Source organism: Pseudomonas sp. 4CAES_32.4 (genome assembly GCF_058136335.1).
Window position 1 is genome coordinate 22,284 of sequence record NZ_CM176882.1, and the last position, 14,534, is coordinate 36,817.

Consider the following 14,534-nt stretch of genomic DNA (forward strand, 5'->3'; position numbering starts at 1 on the left):
TGCGGAGAGTTTTTTCATGGTCAACAGTTGGCGTGTGCAACAAGCCGCGCGAGAAATTCGCGCCGGGGCGGTGATTGCCTATCCAACCGAAGCCGTCTGGGGGCTGGGTTGCGACCCGTGGAACGAAGAAGCGGTCGATCGGTTGCTGGCGATCAAGAATCGCTCGGTGGTCAAAGGGTTGATTCTGGTCGCCGACAACATTCGCCAGTTCGATTTCCTGTTCGAAGACTTCCCGCAAGAGTGGATCGACCGCATGGCCAGCACCTGGCCGGGGCCGAACACCTGGCTGGTGCCGCATCAGGGCTTGTTGCCGGAATGGGTGACGGGCATGCACGACACCGTGGCGCTGCGCGTCAGCGATCATCCGCAGGTGCGGGACTTGTGTTCGATGGTTGGGCCGTTGATTTCGACCTCGGCCAACCCACAGGGACGCCCGGCGGCGCGCACGCGGTTGCGCGTCGAGCAGTATTTCCGTGGGCAGATTGATCTGGTGCTGGGCGGGGAATTGGGTGGGCGCAAGAATCCGAGCCTGATTCGTGATCTGGCCACAGGCAATATCGTGCGCCCGGCTTAGAACCGAGTTGCTCCCATCGCTGGCAAGCCAGCTCCCACAGGTTCGGCGTTGTACATAAAATCTATGTCCACCGAAGATTCTTGTGGGAGCTGGCTTGCCAGCGATGGCGTCCTCAAGGCAACAGAATGGTCGAACCTGTGGTGCGGCGAGCCGACAACTCGGTCTGGGCCTTGGCCGCCTCAGCCAGTGAATAGCGCTGACTGATATCCGCCTTCAACTTGCCACTGATGATCATCTCGAACAGCTCATCGGCCATTCGCTGCAAATTCTCAGCGTTATTGGCATAAGTCGCCAAGGTCGGTCGGGTCACGTACAGCGAGCCCTTCGCCGAGAGAATCCCCAGATTCACCCCGTCCACCGCGCCCGAAGCATTACCGAAACTGACCACCAGACCGCGCGGCGCAACGCTGTCCAGCGACGTCAGCCAGGTGTCCTTGCCCACACCGTCATACACCACCGGGACTTTCTTGCCATCGGTCAGCGCCAGCACGCGTTCGGCGACGTTCTCGTGGCTGTAATCGATGGTCGCCCAAGCGCCGTTGGCCTTGGCCAGCTCAGCTTTTTCTTTGGAGCTGACGGTGCCGATCAACTTCACGCCCAGCGCCTTGGCCCATTGGCAGGCCAGCGAACCAACGCCACCGGCAGCGGCATGGAACAAAATGGTTTCGCCACCTTTCAGTTCATAGGTCTGGCGCAGCAGATACTGCACGGTGAGGCCTTTGAGCATCACCCCGGCAGCGGTTTCGAAACTGATTTCATCCGGCAGGCGCACCAGATTGGCCTCGGGCAGTACGTGCTGTTCGCTGTAAGCACCCAACGGGCCGCTGCCGTAGGCCACGCGATCACCGACCTTGAAGCGGGTCACGCCGCTGCCGACTGCGTCCACCACGCCCGCACCTTCGGCACCGAGGCCAGACGGCAACGCGGGCGGCGCATACAGACCGCTGCGGAAATAGGTGTCGATGAAGTTCAGGCCGATCGCCTTGTTCGCTACGCGCACTTGATTGGGGCCGGGCGCGGCGGGCTCGTAGTCAACATATTCGAGCACTTCGGGGCCGCCGTGGGCGCGGAACTGGATACGCTTTGCCATCTGCCTGCTCTCCTTGGGTCTTTCGTGAGCCCCCTATCCAACTCCCATGCTTGATCTTCGTCAACTGCGGCGCGTTAGTCTGCGGTGTTATGCTACGCGCCCATTTGCGTCGCCCGCCTGCGGGGCGCCGCCCGATTCAAGGTGAAGCCATGACGACCCGCACCGACGCCGTAAAGGCCTATCTGCTCGATCTGCAAGACCGCATCTGCGCCGCACTCGAACTCGAAGACGGCGGCACGCGCTTCGTCGAAGACGCCTGGACCCGGCCTGCTGGCGGTGGCGGTCGCACCCGCGTGATCGAGAACGGCACGCTGATCGAAAAGGGCGGCGTCAACTTTTCCCACGTCTTCGGCAGCGGCCTGCCGCCGTCGGCCAGCGCCCACCGCCCGGAATTGGCCGGTCGCGGTTTTGAAGCCCTCGGCGTGTCTCTGGTGATTCACCCACACAATCCGCATGTGCCAACGTCCCACGCCAACGTGCGCTTTTTCATCGCCGAAAAGGAAGGTGAAGAGCCGGTCTGGTGGTTCGGCGGCGGCTTCGACCTGACCCCGTATTACGGCAACGAAGCAGACTGCATCCACTGGCATCGCGTCGCCGAGCAGGCCTGTGCGCCGTTCGGGCCGGACGTCTACCCCCGTTACAAAGCCTGGTGCGACACCTACTTCCACATCAAGCATCGCCACGAACCGCGCGGCATCGGCGGTATGTTCTTCGATGACCTGAACGAGTGGGACTTCGACACCAGCTTCGCTTTCATGCGCGCCATTGGCGACGCGTACATCGATGCTTATCTGCCGATCGTGCAACGGCGCAAAAATGATGTGTTCACCGCGCAGCAGCGTGAGTTCCAGGAATTCCGCCGTGGCCGCTACGTCGAGTTCAACCTGGTGTATGACCGTGGCACGCTGTTCGGCCTGCAATCGGGCGGGCGCACCGAATCGATTCTGATGTCGCTGCCGCCGCAAGTGCGTTGGGGCTACGACTGGAAGGCCGAGCCGGGCAGCGAAGAAGCGCGCCTGACCGAATACTTCCTGCAAGACCGCGATTGGCTGGCCGAGGCCTGAGGATTTCTGATGGATCGTTACGTCGTTTTCGGTAACCCGATCGGCCACAGCAAATCGCCGATGATTCACAAACTGTTCGCTGAGCAGACCGGCCAGAGCCTCGACTACAGCACTTTGCTGGCGCCGCTCGACGATTTTTCCGGCTGCGCCACGGCGTTTTTCCAGGAAGGTCGCGGCGCCAATGTCACCGTGCCGTTCAAGGAAGATGCCTATCGATTGGCCAACAGCCTCACCGCCCGCGCACAACGCGCCGGCGCGGTGAACACCTTGAGCAAATTGGCTGACGGCTCCTTGCTCGGCGACAATACCGACGGCGCCGGGCTGGTGCGGGATCTGACGGTGAACGCCGGTTTCAGCCTGAGCGGCAAACGCATCCTGTTGCTGGGTGCTGGCGGTGCAGTGCGTGGGGCGCTGGAGCCATTGCTGGCGGAGAACCCGGCATCGGTGATCATCGCCAATCGCACGGTCGACAAGGCTGAATTGCTGGCGGAGTTGTTCTGCGATCTGGGGCCGGTGTCGGCCAGTGGTTTCGACTGGTTGCGCGAGCCGGTGGACGTGATCATCAACGCCACGTCGGCGAGCCTCACCGGTGATGTACCGCCGATTGCGCCGAGCCTGATCGAGCCGGGTAAAACCCTGTGCTACGACATGATGTACGGCAAGGAGCCGACCGCGTTCTGCCGCTGGGCCAGCGAGCATGGCGCTGCGGTGTCGATGGATGGTTTGGGGATGTTGGCTGAGCAAGCCGCCGAGGCGTTCTTTTTGTGGCGCGGTGTGCGCCCGGATACAGCGCCAGTATTGGCCGAACTACGCCGCCAACTGGCCCTTTAAGAGCATCGCTGGCAAGCCAGCTCCCACAAGGATCACCTAAATCCCTGTGGGAGCTGGCTTGCCAGCGATTGAAGTCGATACCGATATCAGATCAATCCTCAAACCGGATCGGACATTTCTCCGGGCCTTCAAGCTTCCTCAATTCCTCCACCACCTGCGGCCGCGCCCCGCGCAGCGTCAAACTGCGATGCTGGCTCAACAACCGCCGCGCCTCCTGATGCAGCATCTCCACCCCCGAATAGTCGATGAAGTTGATCTGCTGCGCCTCGATTACCACCCGCTCGCCGTGCATGCGTTGCAGGCGCACTTGCAGGTAGTGGCTTGCGCCGAAAAAGATCGAACCGCCGACGCGTAAAACATCATCCTCACCATCACGCCAATGCTGCACGCGCGGTTGCGAGGTGCGCTTGAGGTAGAAAAACAGCGACGCCAGCACACCCGCATAAATCGCCGTTTGCAATTCCAGCAGCAACGTCGCCAGACACGTCAGCGCCATCACCACGAATTCGGCACGGCTGACCCGTAGCAACGCACGAATGCCGCGATGATCCACAAGGCCCCAGGCGATCAACAGAATGCTGCCGGCCATGGCGGGAATCGGAATATGCGAAATCAGCCCCGCACCGAAAATCGCAAACAACGCCACCCAGATCGCCGAAAAAATTCCCGCCAGCGGCGAGCAGGCGCCCGCCTCGTAACTCAGTCCGGAACGGGTAAACGATCCGGCCGACAGCGAGCCGGAAAAGAACGCCCCGACAATGTTGGATAAGCCCTGCGCCCGCACTTCTTGATTGGCATCGAGCAACTGCTGCGACCGCGCCGAAATCGAGCGCGCGATCGACAGACTGGTGACCAGCCCGAGCATGCCCACCGCCACGGCGCTCGGCAGCAGACGCAGGATCAAGTCCAGGTCCAGTGGCAACGCACTGAACGGCGGCAATCGCCCAACGAACGCGCTGACCAGATGCACATGGCCAAACATCGTGGGCCACAGCCACACCAGCAGGCTGGCCAAGACTAGGGTTATTAACAGCGTCGGCCAGCGCGGCAGCAATTGTTTCAACACCACCCCGACGACCACTGTCGCCACACCGAGCAGCAGCGACGGTTTATCCACAGCCCGGAGGTGTTGCAGCAGATCCATCAGACTCGCCAGCGCCGTAGCCTGCGCCGGCAGGTCCAGCCCCAGCAGGTTCGGCAACTGCCCGATGGCAATCACCACCGCCGCACCGAGGGTGAAACCCAGTACCACCGAGTGCGAGACGAAATTCACCAGCGCGCCGAAGCGCAGCAAACCGAGCAGCCACTGGAAAATCCCGGCGAGGAAGGTCAGCAGCAGGATCAGGGTGATGTAGTCCTGCGATGCCGGCACCGCTAAAGGGCTGACGCTGGCGTACAACACAATCGAAATCGCTGCGGTCGGGCCGCAGATCAAATGCCACGACGAGCCCCACAGGCAAGCGATCAACACCGGGATGATCGCAGCGTAGAGGCCGTATTCAGGTGGGAGACCGGCGATCAGCGCGTAGGCAATCGACTGAGGTAACGCGAGAATCGCACCGCTGAGGCCGACGATCAGATCCCGTCCGACGCTGGCGCGGGTCTGTCGCGGTAGCCAGGTGAGAAAGGGCAAGAGTGAGCGGCGACTGGGGAAGGCCATGGGTCCTCGCGGTTGAAATTTTCAGCTAGGGTATCAGCCCTTCATGCGGATCGTTCCCACGCTCCGCGTGGGAATGCGGCCCGGGACGCTCCGCGTCCCATTCAAAGCCGAACGCGTCCGTCGAGGCATTCCCACGCAGAGCGTGGGAACGATCATCAGCGCCCGCTAAATCAGAGCTTGGCCTTGACCGCCGCCAACGCATCCTTGCCGTCAGCCGTCTTCACGCCATCGAGCCACTTATCCAGCACCGCCGGGTTCGCCTTGATCCACGCCTTGGCCGCCGCGGCGTTGGTGATCTTCTTGTTCACCACCTCAGCCATGATGCTGTTCTCCATCTCCTGAGTGAACGAAAGATTGGTCAGCAATTTACCCACATTCGGACAGGCCTCGGCGTAACCCTTGCGCGTCAGCGTAAACACGCTGCCGGTGTCGCCAAAGTATTTCTCGCCACCCTTGAGGTAATGCATCTTCAGTTGCACGTTCATCGGGTGCGGGGTCCAGCCGAGGAAGGTGACGAATTTCTGCTTCTTCACCGCCCGTGACACTTCGGCGAGCATCGCCTGTTCGCTGGACTCGATCAGCTTCCACTGACCCATGTCGAAATCGTTTTTCTTGATGATTTCCTGCAACGAGATATTCGCCGGCGCGCCGGAGCCGATGCCGTAGATCTTCTTGTCGAACTTGTCGGCGTACTTGTTCAGGTCGGAAAAGTTATGCACACCCGCGTCCCACACGTAGTCGGGCACGGCGAGGGTGAACTCGGTGCCGTCGAGGTTCTTCGCCAGTTGCGTGACGTCACCGGTGGCGACGAACTTGTCGTAGAAGCCCTGCTGCGCTGGCATCCAGTTGCCGAGGAACACGTCCACTTGGCCATCCTTCAAACCGCCAAAGGTGATCGGCACCGCGAGGGTGTCGACCTTGGCCTTGTAGCCCATGCCGTCCAGCAGAAACCCGGTGATGGCGTTGGTCGCGGCGATGTCGCTCCAGCCCGGGTCGGCCATTTTCACCGTGTCGCAGCTCTGCTCGGCGAATGCCGAGGCGCTGCTCAGGGCGAGCAGGCCGACCGTCACTACTGTGGATAACTTACGCATGGACTTCCCCTTAACATTATTGGTTTTGGCAGGGTTGTGGATAACGTGCTTTGCGTTCCAGATCATCGAGGTCGATGTGGTTGCGCATGTACTGCTGACTGGCATCCACCAGCGGCTGGTGATCCCAGCTCTTCAGCTTGCCGATGGTTAACGCGTCGGCAACAAATCGGCGGCGACGTTGGCTGGCCAGCACTTCCCGATGGATCGCCGGAATGTCCCATTTGGTCCGCGCTTCGGCGAGAAAATCGTCGAACAGCTGGCGATGTTGCGGCGATTGACTGAGTTCTTCCAGTTCCCGCGGATCGTTGCTTACATCGAAGAGTAGGCAAGGGTCGCTTTCACTGTAGATAAATTTGTAGGGGCCGCGACGGATCATCATCAACGGGCTGACCGTGCCTTCTGCCATGTATTCGCCAAACACTTCGTCGTGACCGCCCTGCCCTTGCAGATGCGCAACCAGCGAGCGGCCATCCAGCGGCAGGCCTGGCTCCAGTGTGCCCCCGGCCAGTTCAACGAAGGTCGGCAACAGATCGGCCGTCGACACGGCAGCGCTGACCCGGCCGGATTCGAACTGCCCCGGCGCGCTGATCAACAGCGGCACACGGGCGGCCATCTCGTACCAGTGCATTTTGTACCAGAGGCCTTTCTCGCCGAGCATGTCGCCGTGGTCACCAGAGAACACGATGATGGTGTCATCGATCAGCCCGGTTTCTTCAAGGGTTTGCAGAAGTTTGCCGACGTTGGCGTCGATATAGCTGCACGCACCGAAGTACGCCCGACGCGCATCGCGAATCTTATCCACAGGCAGCGGCTTATCCCACAGGTCGTAAACCTTGAGCAGGCGCTGCGAGTGTGGATCGAGTTCGTGTTGATCCGGTGTTGTGGGCAAAGGGATATCGGCATCGTCGTACAAATCCCAGAACGCCTTGGGAATCGTGTACGGATCGTGTGGGTGGGTCATCGAGACGGTCAGGCAAAACGGCTGATCACCGTCCTCGCGGATGTGATCGAACAAGTATTGCTGCGCCTTGAACACCACTTCTTCATCGAAATCGAGTTGGTTGGTGCGCACGCACGGCCCGGCCTGCAGCACCGAGGACATGTTGTGATACCAGGTCGGCCGCACGTCCGGCTCATCCCAATTCACCGCCCAACCGTAGTCGGCGGGATAGATGTCGCTGGTCAGGCGTTCTTCATAGCCGTGCAACTGATCGGGGCCACAGAAATGCATCTTGCCCGACAGCGCGGTGCGGTAGCCGAGACGGCGCAGGTAATGCGCGTAAGTTGGCACATCGGCAGGGAAATCGGCGGCGTTGTCATAGGCGCCGATCTTGCTCGGCAACTGGCCGCTGACCAGGGTAAACCGCGACGGCGCGCACAACGGGCTGTTGCAGTAAGCGGCGTCGAACACCACGCCTTGGGCGGCGAGGCGGGAAAGATTCGGCAGTTTGATCGGCGAAGGGCCGTAGAAAGGCAACATTGGCGCGGCCATCTGATCGGCCATGATGAAAAGAATATTCTTGCGCTTCATGTGATCGCGGCATTCCATAGTGAATATTTATGCGACATTGCTGCGACCGAGCATGGAGTCCATGCTGTATCCGGTAAAGCCCGCGCCGGACAATGACTAGGATAAGCACTGCTTATGTATGAAGCCTTGGGTGATTTGTCGCTCGACCTGTTGCGCGCCTTCGAAGCGGCGGCACGGCACCGCAGTTTTACTGCCGCGTCTGTAGAGCTGGGTACCACGCAACCGGCGATCAGCCAGCAGATCAAACGGTTGGAAGAACAACTCGGTACGCGCTTGTTTGATCGCATCTACCGGGGCATCGAGCTGACCGAGGTCGGTGTGATCCTGTTTGAACAAGTTACCCTCGGTTTGCAGAATATCGACGCCGGATTGAGCGCGATCAGCGCACAGCAGCAACATGAGGTGTTGCAAGTCGCCACCGATTTTGCCTTCGCCGCCTATTGGCTGATGCCGCGTTTGCACCGCTTCCATGAAGCCAATCCCCACGTCGACGTCAGCCTCGTCACCAGCGAGCGCAATCACAACATGCTGCGTACGGATATCGATGTAGCGATTCTGTTCGGCGATGGGCGTTTCAAGCAGGGCGAGAGTCACTGGTTGTTCAGCGAAGAAGTGTTCCCTGTGTGCAGTCCGCAATTGCTCAAGGATCGTCCCGCGCCCCTGCCCGCTCAAGCGCTGTTGGATTTGCCCCTGCTGCACCTGCGCGGGGAGAACAGCAGCAACTGGTTCGACTGGAGCGGTCTGTTTCGCGAATTAGGCATCACCACCCCGCCAGCACCGGGGCAGTTGCGTTTCGACAATTACACATTGTTGATTCAAGCAGCGATTGGCGGTCAAGGCGTGGCCATCGGCTGGCGGCACCTTGTGGATAACTTGCTGAGTCAAGGATTGCTCTGCCGGCCGATAGCCGAAACGATCCTGTCGCGATTGGGGTATTACGTGGTGTTGCCGCAACGCAAACGCCGGGGCGCGCTGATTCAACTGTTTGTTGATTGGTTGATGGCGGAGCAGGCGAGCAGCGCTGAGTCGCTTAATGGACTCGCACTGCCTTCGATCGCGGTTTGAAAGTCAAAGATCGCAGCCTGCGGCAGCTCCTACATTTGGAACGAAGTCCCCTGTAGGAGCTGCCGAAGGCTGCGATCTTTTACGAATCTGCAGCCGCGACAAAATTCACATGCTGCCCAACATGCAGATTCAGCCGCAGTTCATCGGCAATCCCCACCGCCACGCGATTCAGTCGCTCCAGCGGTTCGGCCAGGCCCGGCTCCAGATTGCCGCCGACTTGGCTGAAATGCTCAATCGTCAGCCCGGCCACACCGTGCGGGGCATTGACCAGCGTCCACTGCAGCGGACTGCTTTGCAGCGCTTCGCGGATTTCCTCGGCGGCGTGGCGTTGCAGGCGATCATCCAGGTCCGGCTCATCGAGTACGGCAAAATCGCCCACCAGAAACAGCCGCGACACATTGGCCAATTGCAGGCCATCGACCAACGCATCAACTGCCAGCACCTGTTCGACCGGCCCGAGCACGATGGCCCGCTCCACGTGATCGCTGCTGAATGGCAAACCTGGCGCATCCAACAGGCAAATCACTGCCGAGCTTCCCGCTACGCTTTGATTGACCCGCTCGACATCGAACAGATCACCACTTTTAGTACGCAGACCCGGACGCGGCGCGAGTGCGGTCAAATCGTCGAGAATGGCGATGACTTCATGCTGGCGGCGCAGCAACTCAGCCATCAACGCACCGCCCAGGCTGGCCATGGCACCATAGAGCACCACTTTCACCGTTGGGGTTTCGGCATTTTTCATGGCTGTTTTCCTTATTTTTGTCCTATATGGCGTGTGACGATGGAAAACGCCGAGGGTTCGAACCGATTCAGAGGGTTTCAGATGCAAGCGATCAAGGGCTACCACGCCCACGTCTATTTCGACGCCGACACCATCGATCAAGCGCGCGCGTTGTGTGAACAAGCCGCGCAGTTGTTTCCACTGAAAATGGGCCGCGTCCACGAACGCCCGGTCGGCCCGCACCCGGACTGGAGCTGCCAATTGGCCTTCGGCCCCGAGCTGATCAGCGATGTGCTGCCGTGGCTGGCGCTTAATCGCAACGGCCTCGTGGTGTTCCTGCACCCGGACACTGGTGATGATTTGCTCGACCATACCGAGCACGCGATCTGGATGGGCGCGATGCGGCCGCTGAATTTGTCTGTTTTTTGATCACAGCGTTTCTTCGGCTTCGCCCGGCAAATGCTCGTCCAGATGCAGCCACGGCAACTGACTGTCAGTCCAGATATGCCGCTCGGCGGTCGCCAACTCAGGCTGATCAAGGGTGGCGATGGTCACGTCGATACTGTCGGGGCTGAGCAACGTGATCAGTGCCAGTTGCGCGCCGCAGTTCGGACAGAAGAACCGCGCGCAACTCTGCGACGAGTCATAACGCGACGGCGTCCCGGCCAGCCATTGGAAATTCGCTGCGGGAACGGTGATCCACGTCGTGACAATACCGCCGCTGACCTTGCGGCAAATCGAACAATGGCAATGGGCGATGTCGTGCAACGGCCCGCTGAACTGATAACGAATGTGTCCGCAATGGCAGCCGCCGCGGTGCAATTGGCTCATGGCTGAAGTCCTCCCGCCCGTATTCATTGACTCGAATTCGCATCCGACGGTCGGTTGACCGTTCATTCAAAGCTTTCTACAGCGAAAGGTAGCTGAAAGCTTCCCCGATTAGGATCGCCTCACTTCCGGCAACAGACCGGTTGGCCAATGCGTGTGATGCCTCGCACGAACGGCCCAATTAACAACAACAATGGTGATTCTGATGTCCTCTGTAGCCCGCCTTCTCGCTCTGACTCCGCCCGTACGCCTCGTGCTTCCCGTTCTGCGCTGATCCCGCCCGATCCGCTCACTCAACTAGCCGCGCTACGCCTGGAGTATTCCCATGCTGACTTTCCTTGGCTTCGCCATGGTCATCCTGTTCATGTTCCTGATCATGACCAAGCGCCTGTCCGCGCTGATCGCTTTGATCATCATCCCGATCGTCTTCGCCCTGTTCGGTGGTTTCGCGCCGAAGATCGGCCCGATGATGCTTGAAGGCATCACCAAGCTTGCGCCGACCGGCGTGATGCTGATGTTTGCCATTCTCTACTTCGCGTTGATGATCGACTCGGGCCTGTTTGACCCGGCCGTGCGCAAGATTCTCAAACTGGTCAAGGGTGACCCGCTGAAGGTTTCGGTCGGCACCGCCGTCCTGGCGTTGGTGGTTTCCCTCGATGGTGACGGCGCGACCACTTACATGATCTGTGTGGCCGCCATGCTGCCGCTGTACAGCCGCATCGGCATGAGCCCGCGGATCATGGCCGGCCTGATCATCCTCGCCGGCGGCGTGATGAACATGACCCCATGGGGCGGCCCGACCGCCCGTGCGGCGAGTGCGCTGCATGTCGATCCGTCGGACATTTTCGTACCGATGATCCCGGCCATGGCTGCCGGTGTCGTGGCGATCCTGCTGATTGCCTACTTCTACGGTAAACGTGAGCGTGCGCGTCTCGGTGAACTGCACCTGGCTGGCGACGAGATCGACCACAGCGAAATCAGCGTCTCGCAATTCCCGGATGCGCGTCGTCCGAAGTTGATCTGGTTCAACGGCGCGTTGACCTTCGGCCTGATGTGCACCCTGATCGCCGGCCTGCTGCCATTGCCAGTGCTGTTCATGGTCGCGTTCAGTATTGCCATGATCGTCAACTACCCTTGCCTGCAGATGCAGAAGGATCGCGTCGCGGCTCACGCCGGCAGCGTGCTGGCAGTGGTCGGGCTGATCTTTGCGGCGGGTATCTTCACCGGTATCCTGTCGGGCACCGGCATGGTCGATGCGATGTCGAAAAGCCTGTTGGCGGTGATCCCGGATTTCCTCGGCCCGTACCTGGCCGTGATCACGGCGCTGGTGAGCATGCCGTTCACCTTCTTCATGTCCAACGATGCGTTCTACTATGGCGTGTTGCCGGTGTTGGCCGAAGCCGCCAGCCACTATGGGATCACCGCAGTGGAAATGGCCCGTGCCTCCATCGTCGGTCAGCCCGTCCACTTGCTGAGCCCGTTGGTGCCATCGACCTATCTGTTGGTGGCCCTGGCCGGTATTGATTTCGGTGACCACCAGCGTTTCACCCTGAAATGGGCGATCCTGGTGTGCATCTGCATCCTGATTGCTGCACTGCTGTTGGGGACTTTCCCGGTGTTCAGCACTCTATAAGCCCAAGACTCACCGTTTCGGGTCCTGGCTTCGCGGTTTGAAGCCCGGACCTTTTTCGGTTAAACAATTGCTCAAAGGAATACACATGGAATGGCTGACCAACCCCGAAATCTGGGTTGCCTTCTTCACCCTGACCGCCCTGGAAATCGTCCTCGGCATCGATAACATCATCATGATTTCGATCCTGGTCAGCCGCATGCCCAAACACATGCAGCAGCGCACCCGGATCTTCGGTCTTGGCCTGGCCATGATCACCCGCATCCTGTTGCTGCTGTCGATCACCTGGGTCATGCGCCTCACCGCCGACCTGTTCGAAGTGTTCGGCCAAGGCATATCCGGTCGCGACCTGATCCTGTTTTTCGGTGGTCTGTTCCTGCTGTGGAAGAGCTCGCAAGAGATGTACCACGCGCTGGAAGGCGAAGACGAAAGCGACGACACGCCTGGCGGCAAGGGCGGCAACTTCCTCTACACCATCATCCAGATCGCGATCATCGACATCGTCTTCTCGCTGGATTCGGTGATCACTGCAGTGGGCATGGTTTCCCACGTGCCAGTGATGGTAGCGGCGATTGTCGTGGCAGTGCTGGTGATGATGCTGGCGTCGGGCAAGATCAGCGAATTCATCGACAAGCACCCGTCGCTGAAAATGCTCGCGCTGTCGTTCCTGCTGGTGGTCGGTACGGTGCTGATTGCCGAGTCGTTCGACGTGCATGTGCCGAAAGGCTACGTCTACTTCGCCATGGCGTTCTCGCTGGCAGTTGAGGCGATCAACATCAAACTGCGCGGCGCAATGGCCCGCAAGAAGAAACAGCAAGACCCGGTGAAACTGCGCAAGGACGTACCGGGCCAATAATCCGGTAGTCCAGCAGCAATACAAAACCTGTGGGAGCTGGCTTGCCAGCGATAGCGTCGGGTCAGCGACATGAATGTTTGCTGACCCGACGCTATCGCTGGCAAGCCAGGCTCCCACAGGTTTTTGTGTTTATGCAGGAGGCACAAGATTGTCGAGGACCCGATTCACCGCCAACTCACCCAACATGATCACCTGCGCAATCCCCAACAACGAACTGCGCTGCGGCCCGTCGATAAACCCCGCCAGATCACTGGCCATGATGCCCGCCGACGCCAGTGACTCGCAGGCATGCACCAACAGGGTTTCGTTATCCACGGCGGGATCGATGAGGAAAATGTGGCTCGGTCTACGCGTTGCGGCGGGGTCTTGTTTGAGGCCGGGACAGAGATAGAAATCGAGGGCGCGGTCGGCGGCTTCTTTCATGCGTTGGGCTTCGAGGGCGGGGTCGTGCTGGGAGGGATCGGTGTTTGGTGGATCTGGCGTTATCTTCGACACGGGCTCAAACCTCTAAAGGTGAGGCTGCAACCAACTCGCTGCTAAACGATGAGGGTGGCAGCTGTACGCAGGTTAGCAGACCGATGAGCCACGCAATCGGCGCACCCGAAGGTGCCCTGCGCACAGCCACCATCAAGTGCAGGAACGGATACCTGACTGATAGAGACTTGTGCGGCGTGGAATCAGCGAGCTGCTAAACCCGACCACTGATGAGCAGTGGCCAGCCAACGATAGAACCCCGCCCCAAGGCGCACAAGCCGGCGGATTCTGGCGTAGCCGTAGGCAACGGCGCAAGGTTTTGTAGCCTTTCGGACGTAACACCGCGTGTGCTTAAACACCCAGCAAAATCCGCGTTTAAAACCTTCCAAGACATCACCACAAAACCTGTGGGAGCTGGCTTGCCAGCGATAGCGGAATATCAGCCAACATCAATGTCGACAGTGCCGCCGTCATCGCTGGCAAGCCAGCTCCCACAGGGTTTTCAGCGCTCCCACAGTGGCACATCGAAACCCTTTGAAACGGGATTCAAAGGTTGACGCCCCCCGCTCCGCTCGTTAGCTTCCCCGCTCGCCTCAAACGACAAACAAGGAGTGTTCATGTCTGGAAAACCCGCCGCGCGCGTCACCGACCCGACCACCTGCCCCATTCCCGGCCACGGCACCAACCCGATTGCCAGCGGCTCCGGCGACGTCTTCTTCAACGGCCTCGCCGCCGCCCGCCTCGGCGACACCTGCACCTGTGGCCAAGCCCTCAATGGCGGCTTCTCCGCCACGGTGTTCATCAACGGCAAGAACGCCATGACCCTCGACAGCACGGCCAGCCATGGCGGCGTTGTGGTCGGCGGCTCCGGTGACGTCATCATCGGCAGCTCGCACACGCCCGCGCCGTTTATCCCGCCGCTGCCGATCATTGGCCAGCCGCTGATCGAATTCAAAGCCGTCAGCGCCGGTAATGGCGAACCCATCGCCGCACAAGGCTACGAAATCGAAACCGCCGAAGGCCGCATCGTCAAAGGCCAGACCAACGAAAAAGGCATGACCCAAAGCGTCGCCACGCGCCAGCCAGACCTGGCCATCGTGCGCTGGACAGCCTGAC

Annotated in this window: 15 protein-coding genes; 8 read left to right on the top strand and 7 right to left on the bottom strand. The window is 60.1% G+C overall.

Annotated elements, in window-relative coordinates; all coding sequences use genetic code 11:
- The first annotated feature begins 16 nt into the window (after window positions 1–16).
- On the top strand, window positions 17–574 hold the full coding sequence (gene tsaC / locus AC3Y64_RS00105) for an L-threonylcarbamoyladenylate synthase type 1 TsaC (protein ID WP_158954124.1): 558 nt from the start codon (window positions 17–19) through the stop codon (window positions 572–574).
- Between the two features lie 112 nt (window positions 575–686).
- Here tsaC and AC3Y64_RS00110 read toward each other — a convergent pair whose 3' ends face one another.
- The gene (locus tag AC3Y64_RS00110; RefSeq protein WP_489985999.1) at window positions 687–1,664 is read right to left on the bottom strand and encodes a quinone oxidoreductase family protein; all 978 of its coding nucleotides are present in this window, start codon (window positions 1,662–1,664) and stop codon (window positions 687–689) included.
- Between the two features lie 149 nt (window positions 1,665–1,813).
- Here AC3Y64_RS00110 and hemF point away from each other — a divergent pair, with 149 nt between their 5' ends.
- Together hemF and aroE are read left to right on the top strand one after the other, a co-directional pair.
- On the top strand, window positions 1,814–2,728 hold the full coding sequence (gene hemF, locus AC3Y64_RS00115; protein WP_489986000.1) for an oxygen-dependent coproporphyrinogen oxidase: 915 nt from the start codon (window positions 1,814–1,816) through the stop codon (window positions 2,726–2,728).
- 9 nt (window positions 2,729–2,737) lie between these two features.
- Window positions 2,738–3,559, top strand: coding sequence for a shikimate dehydrogenase (aroE, locus tag AC3Y64_RS00120; protein ID WP_489986001.1), 822 nt, complete (start codon window positions 2,738–2,740; stop codon window positions 3,557–3,559).
- 91 nt (window positions 3,560–3,650) lie between these two features.
- Here aroE and AC3Y64_RS00125 read toward each other — a convergent pair whose 3' ends face one another.
- From AC3Y64_RS00125 to betC, 3 genes are all read right to left on the bottom strand, one after another.
- Window positions 3,651–5,219, bottom strand: coding sequence for a SulP family inorganic anion transporter (locus AC3Y64_RS00125; RefSeq protein ID WP_489986002.1), 1,569 nt, complete (start codon window positions 5,217–5,219; stop codon window positions 3,651–3,653).
- 170 nt (window positions 5,220–5,389) lie between these two features.
- Window positions 5,390–6,310: a choline ABC transporter substrate-binding protein gene (gene choX, locus AC3Y64_RS00130; RefSeq protein WP_489986003.1), complete on the bottom strand. Its 921-nt coding sequence runs from the start codon at window positions 6,308–6,310 to the stop codon at window positions 5,390–5,392.
- A 16-nt stretch (window positions 6,311–6,326) separates the two neighbouring features.
- Window positions 6,327–7,841: a choline-sulfatase gene (gene betC, locus AC3Y64_RS00135; protein WP_489986004.1), complete on the bottom strand. Its 1,515-nt coding sequence runs from the start codon at window positions 7,839–7,841 to the stop codon at window positions 6,327–6,329.
- A gap of 114 nt (window positions 7,842–7,955) precedes the next feature.
- Between betC and AC3Y64_RS00140 the strand changes: the two genes are divergently transcribed.
- Complete coding sequence (locus AC3Y64_RS00140; RefSeq protein ID WP_489986005.1) at window positions 7,956–8,906, top strand: choline sulfate utilization transcriptional regulator; 951 nt, start codon at window positions 7,956–7,958, stop codon at window positions 8,904–8,906.
- A gap of 79 nt (window positions 8,907–8,985) precedes the next feature.
- On the opposite strand, the gene AC3Y64_RS00145 is transcribed toward AC3Y64_RS00140, so the two are convergent.
- Window positions 8,986–9,651, bottom strand: a complete 666-nt coding sequence (locus AC3Y64_RS00145; RefSeq protein WP_489986006.1) for an NAD(P)-dependent oxidoreductase — start codon at window positions 9,649–9,651, stop codon at window positions 8,986–8,988.
- Between the two features lie 81 nt (window positions 9,652–9,732).
- On the opposite strand from AC3Y64_RS00145, the gene AC3Y64_RS00150 reads away from it, so the two are divergent.
- Entirely contained in the window at window positions 9,733–10,059 is a 327-nt protein-coding gene (locus AC3Y64_RS00150) for a DOPA 4,5-dioxygenase family protein (RefSeq protein ID WP_489986007.1), read from the top strand.
- Here the strand turns inward: AC3Y64_RS00150 and AC3Y64_RS00155 are convergent, their stop codons facing one another.
- Entirely contained in the window at window positions 10,060–10,461 is a 402-nt protein-coding gene (locus AC3Y64_RS00155; protein ID WP_489986008.1) for a GFA family protein, read from the bottom strand.
- Window positions 10,462–10,783: 322 nt separating this feature from the next.
- Here AC3Y64_RS00155 and AC3Y64_RS00160 point away from each other — a divergent pair, with 322 nt between their 5' ends.
- Entirely contained in the window at window positions 10,784–12,091 is a 1,308-nt protein-coding gene (locus tag AC3Y64_RS00160; RefSeq protein WP_489986009.1) for a CitMHS family transporter, read from the top strand.
- Between the two features lie 85 nt (window positions 12,092–12,176).
- Window positions 12,177–12,944 carry a TerC family protein gene (locus AC3Y64_RS00165; protein WP_158959417.1) on the top strand — a complete coding sequence of 256 codons (768 nt, stop codon included), beginning with the start codon at window positions 12,177–12,179 and terminating at the stop codon, window positions 12,942–12,944.
- 129 nt (window positions 12,945–13,073) lie between these two features.
- On the opposite strand, the gene AC3Y64_RS00170 is transcribed toward AC3Y64_RS00165, so the two are convergent.
- On the bottom strand, window positions 13,074–13,439 hold the full coding sequence (locus AC3Y64_RS00170; RefSeq protein ID WP_489986010.1) for a DUF6124 family protein: 366 nt from the start codon (window positions 13,437–13,439) through the stop codon (window positions 13,074–13,076).
- Between the two features lie 596 nt (window positions 13,440–14,035).
- Here AC3Y64_RS00170 and AC3Y64_RS00175 point away from each other — a divergent pair.
- A complete protein-coding gene (locus tag AC3Y64_RS00175; protein ID WP_489986011.1) occupies window positions 14,036–14,533 on the top strand; it encodes a PAAR domain-containing protein in 498 nt (165 codons plus the stop codon).
- Window position 14,534: the final 1 nt, after the last annotated feature.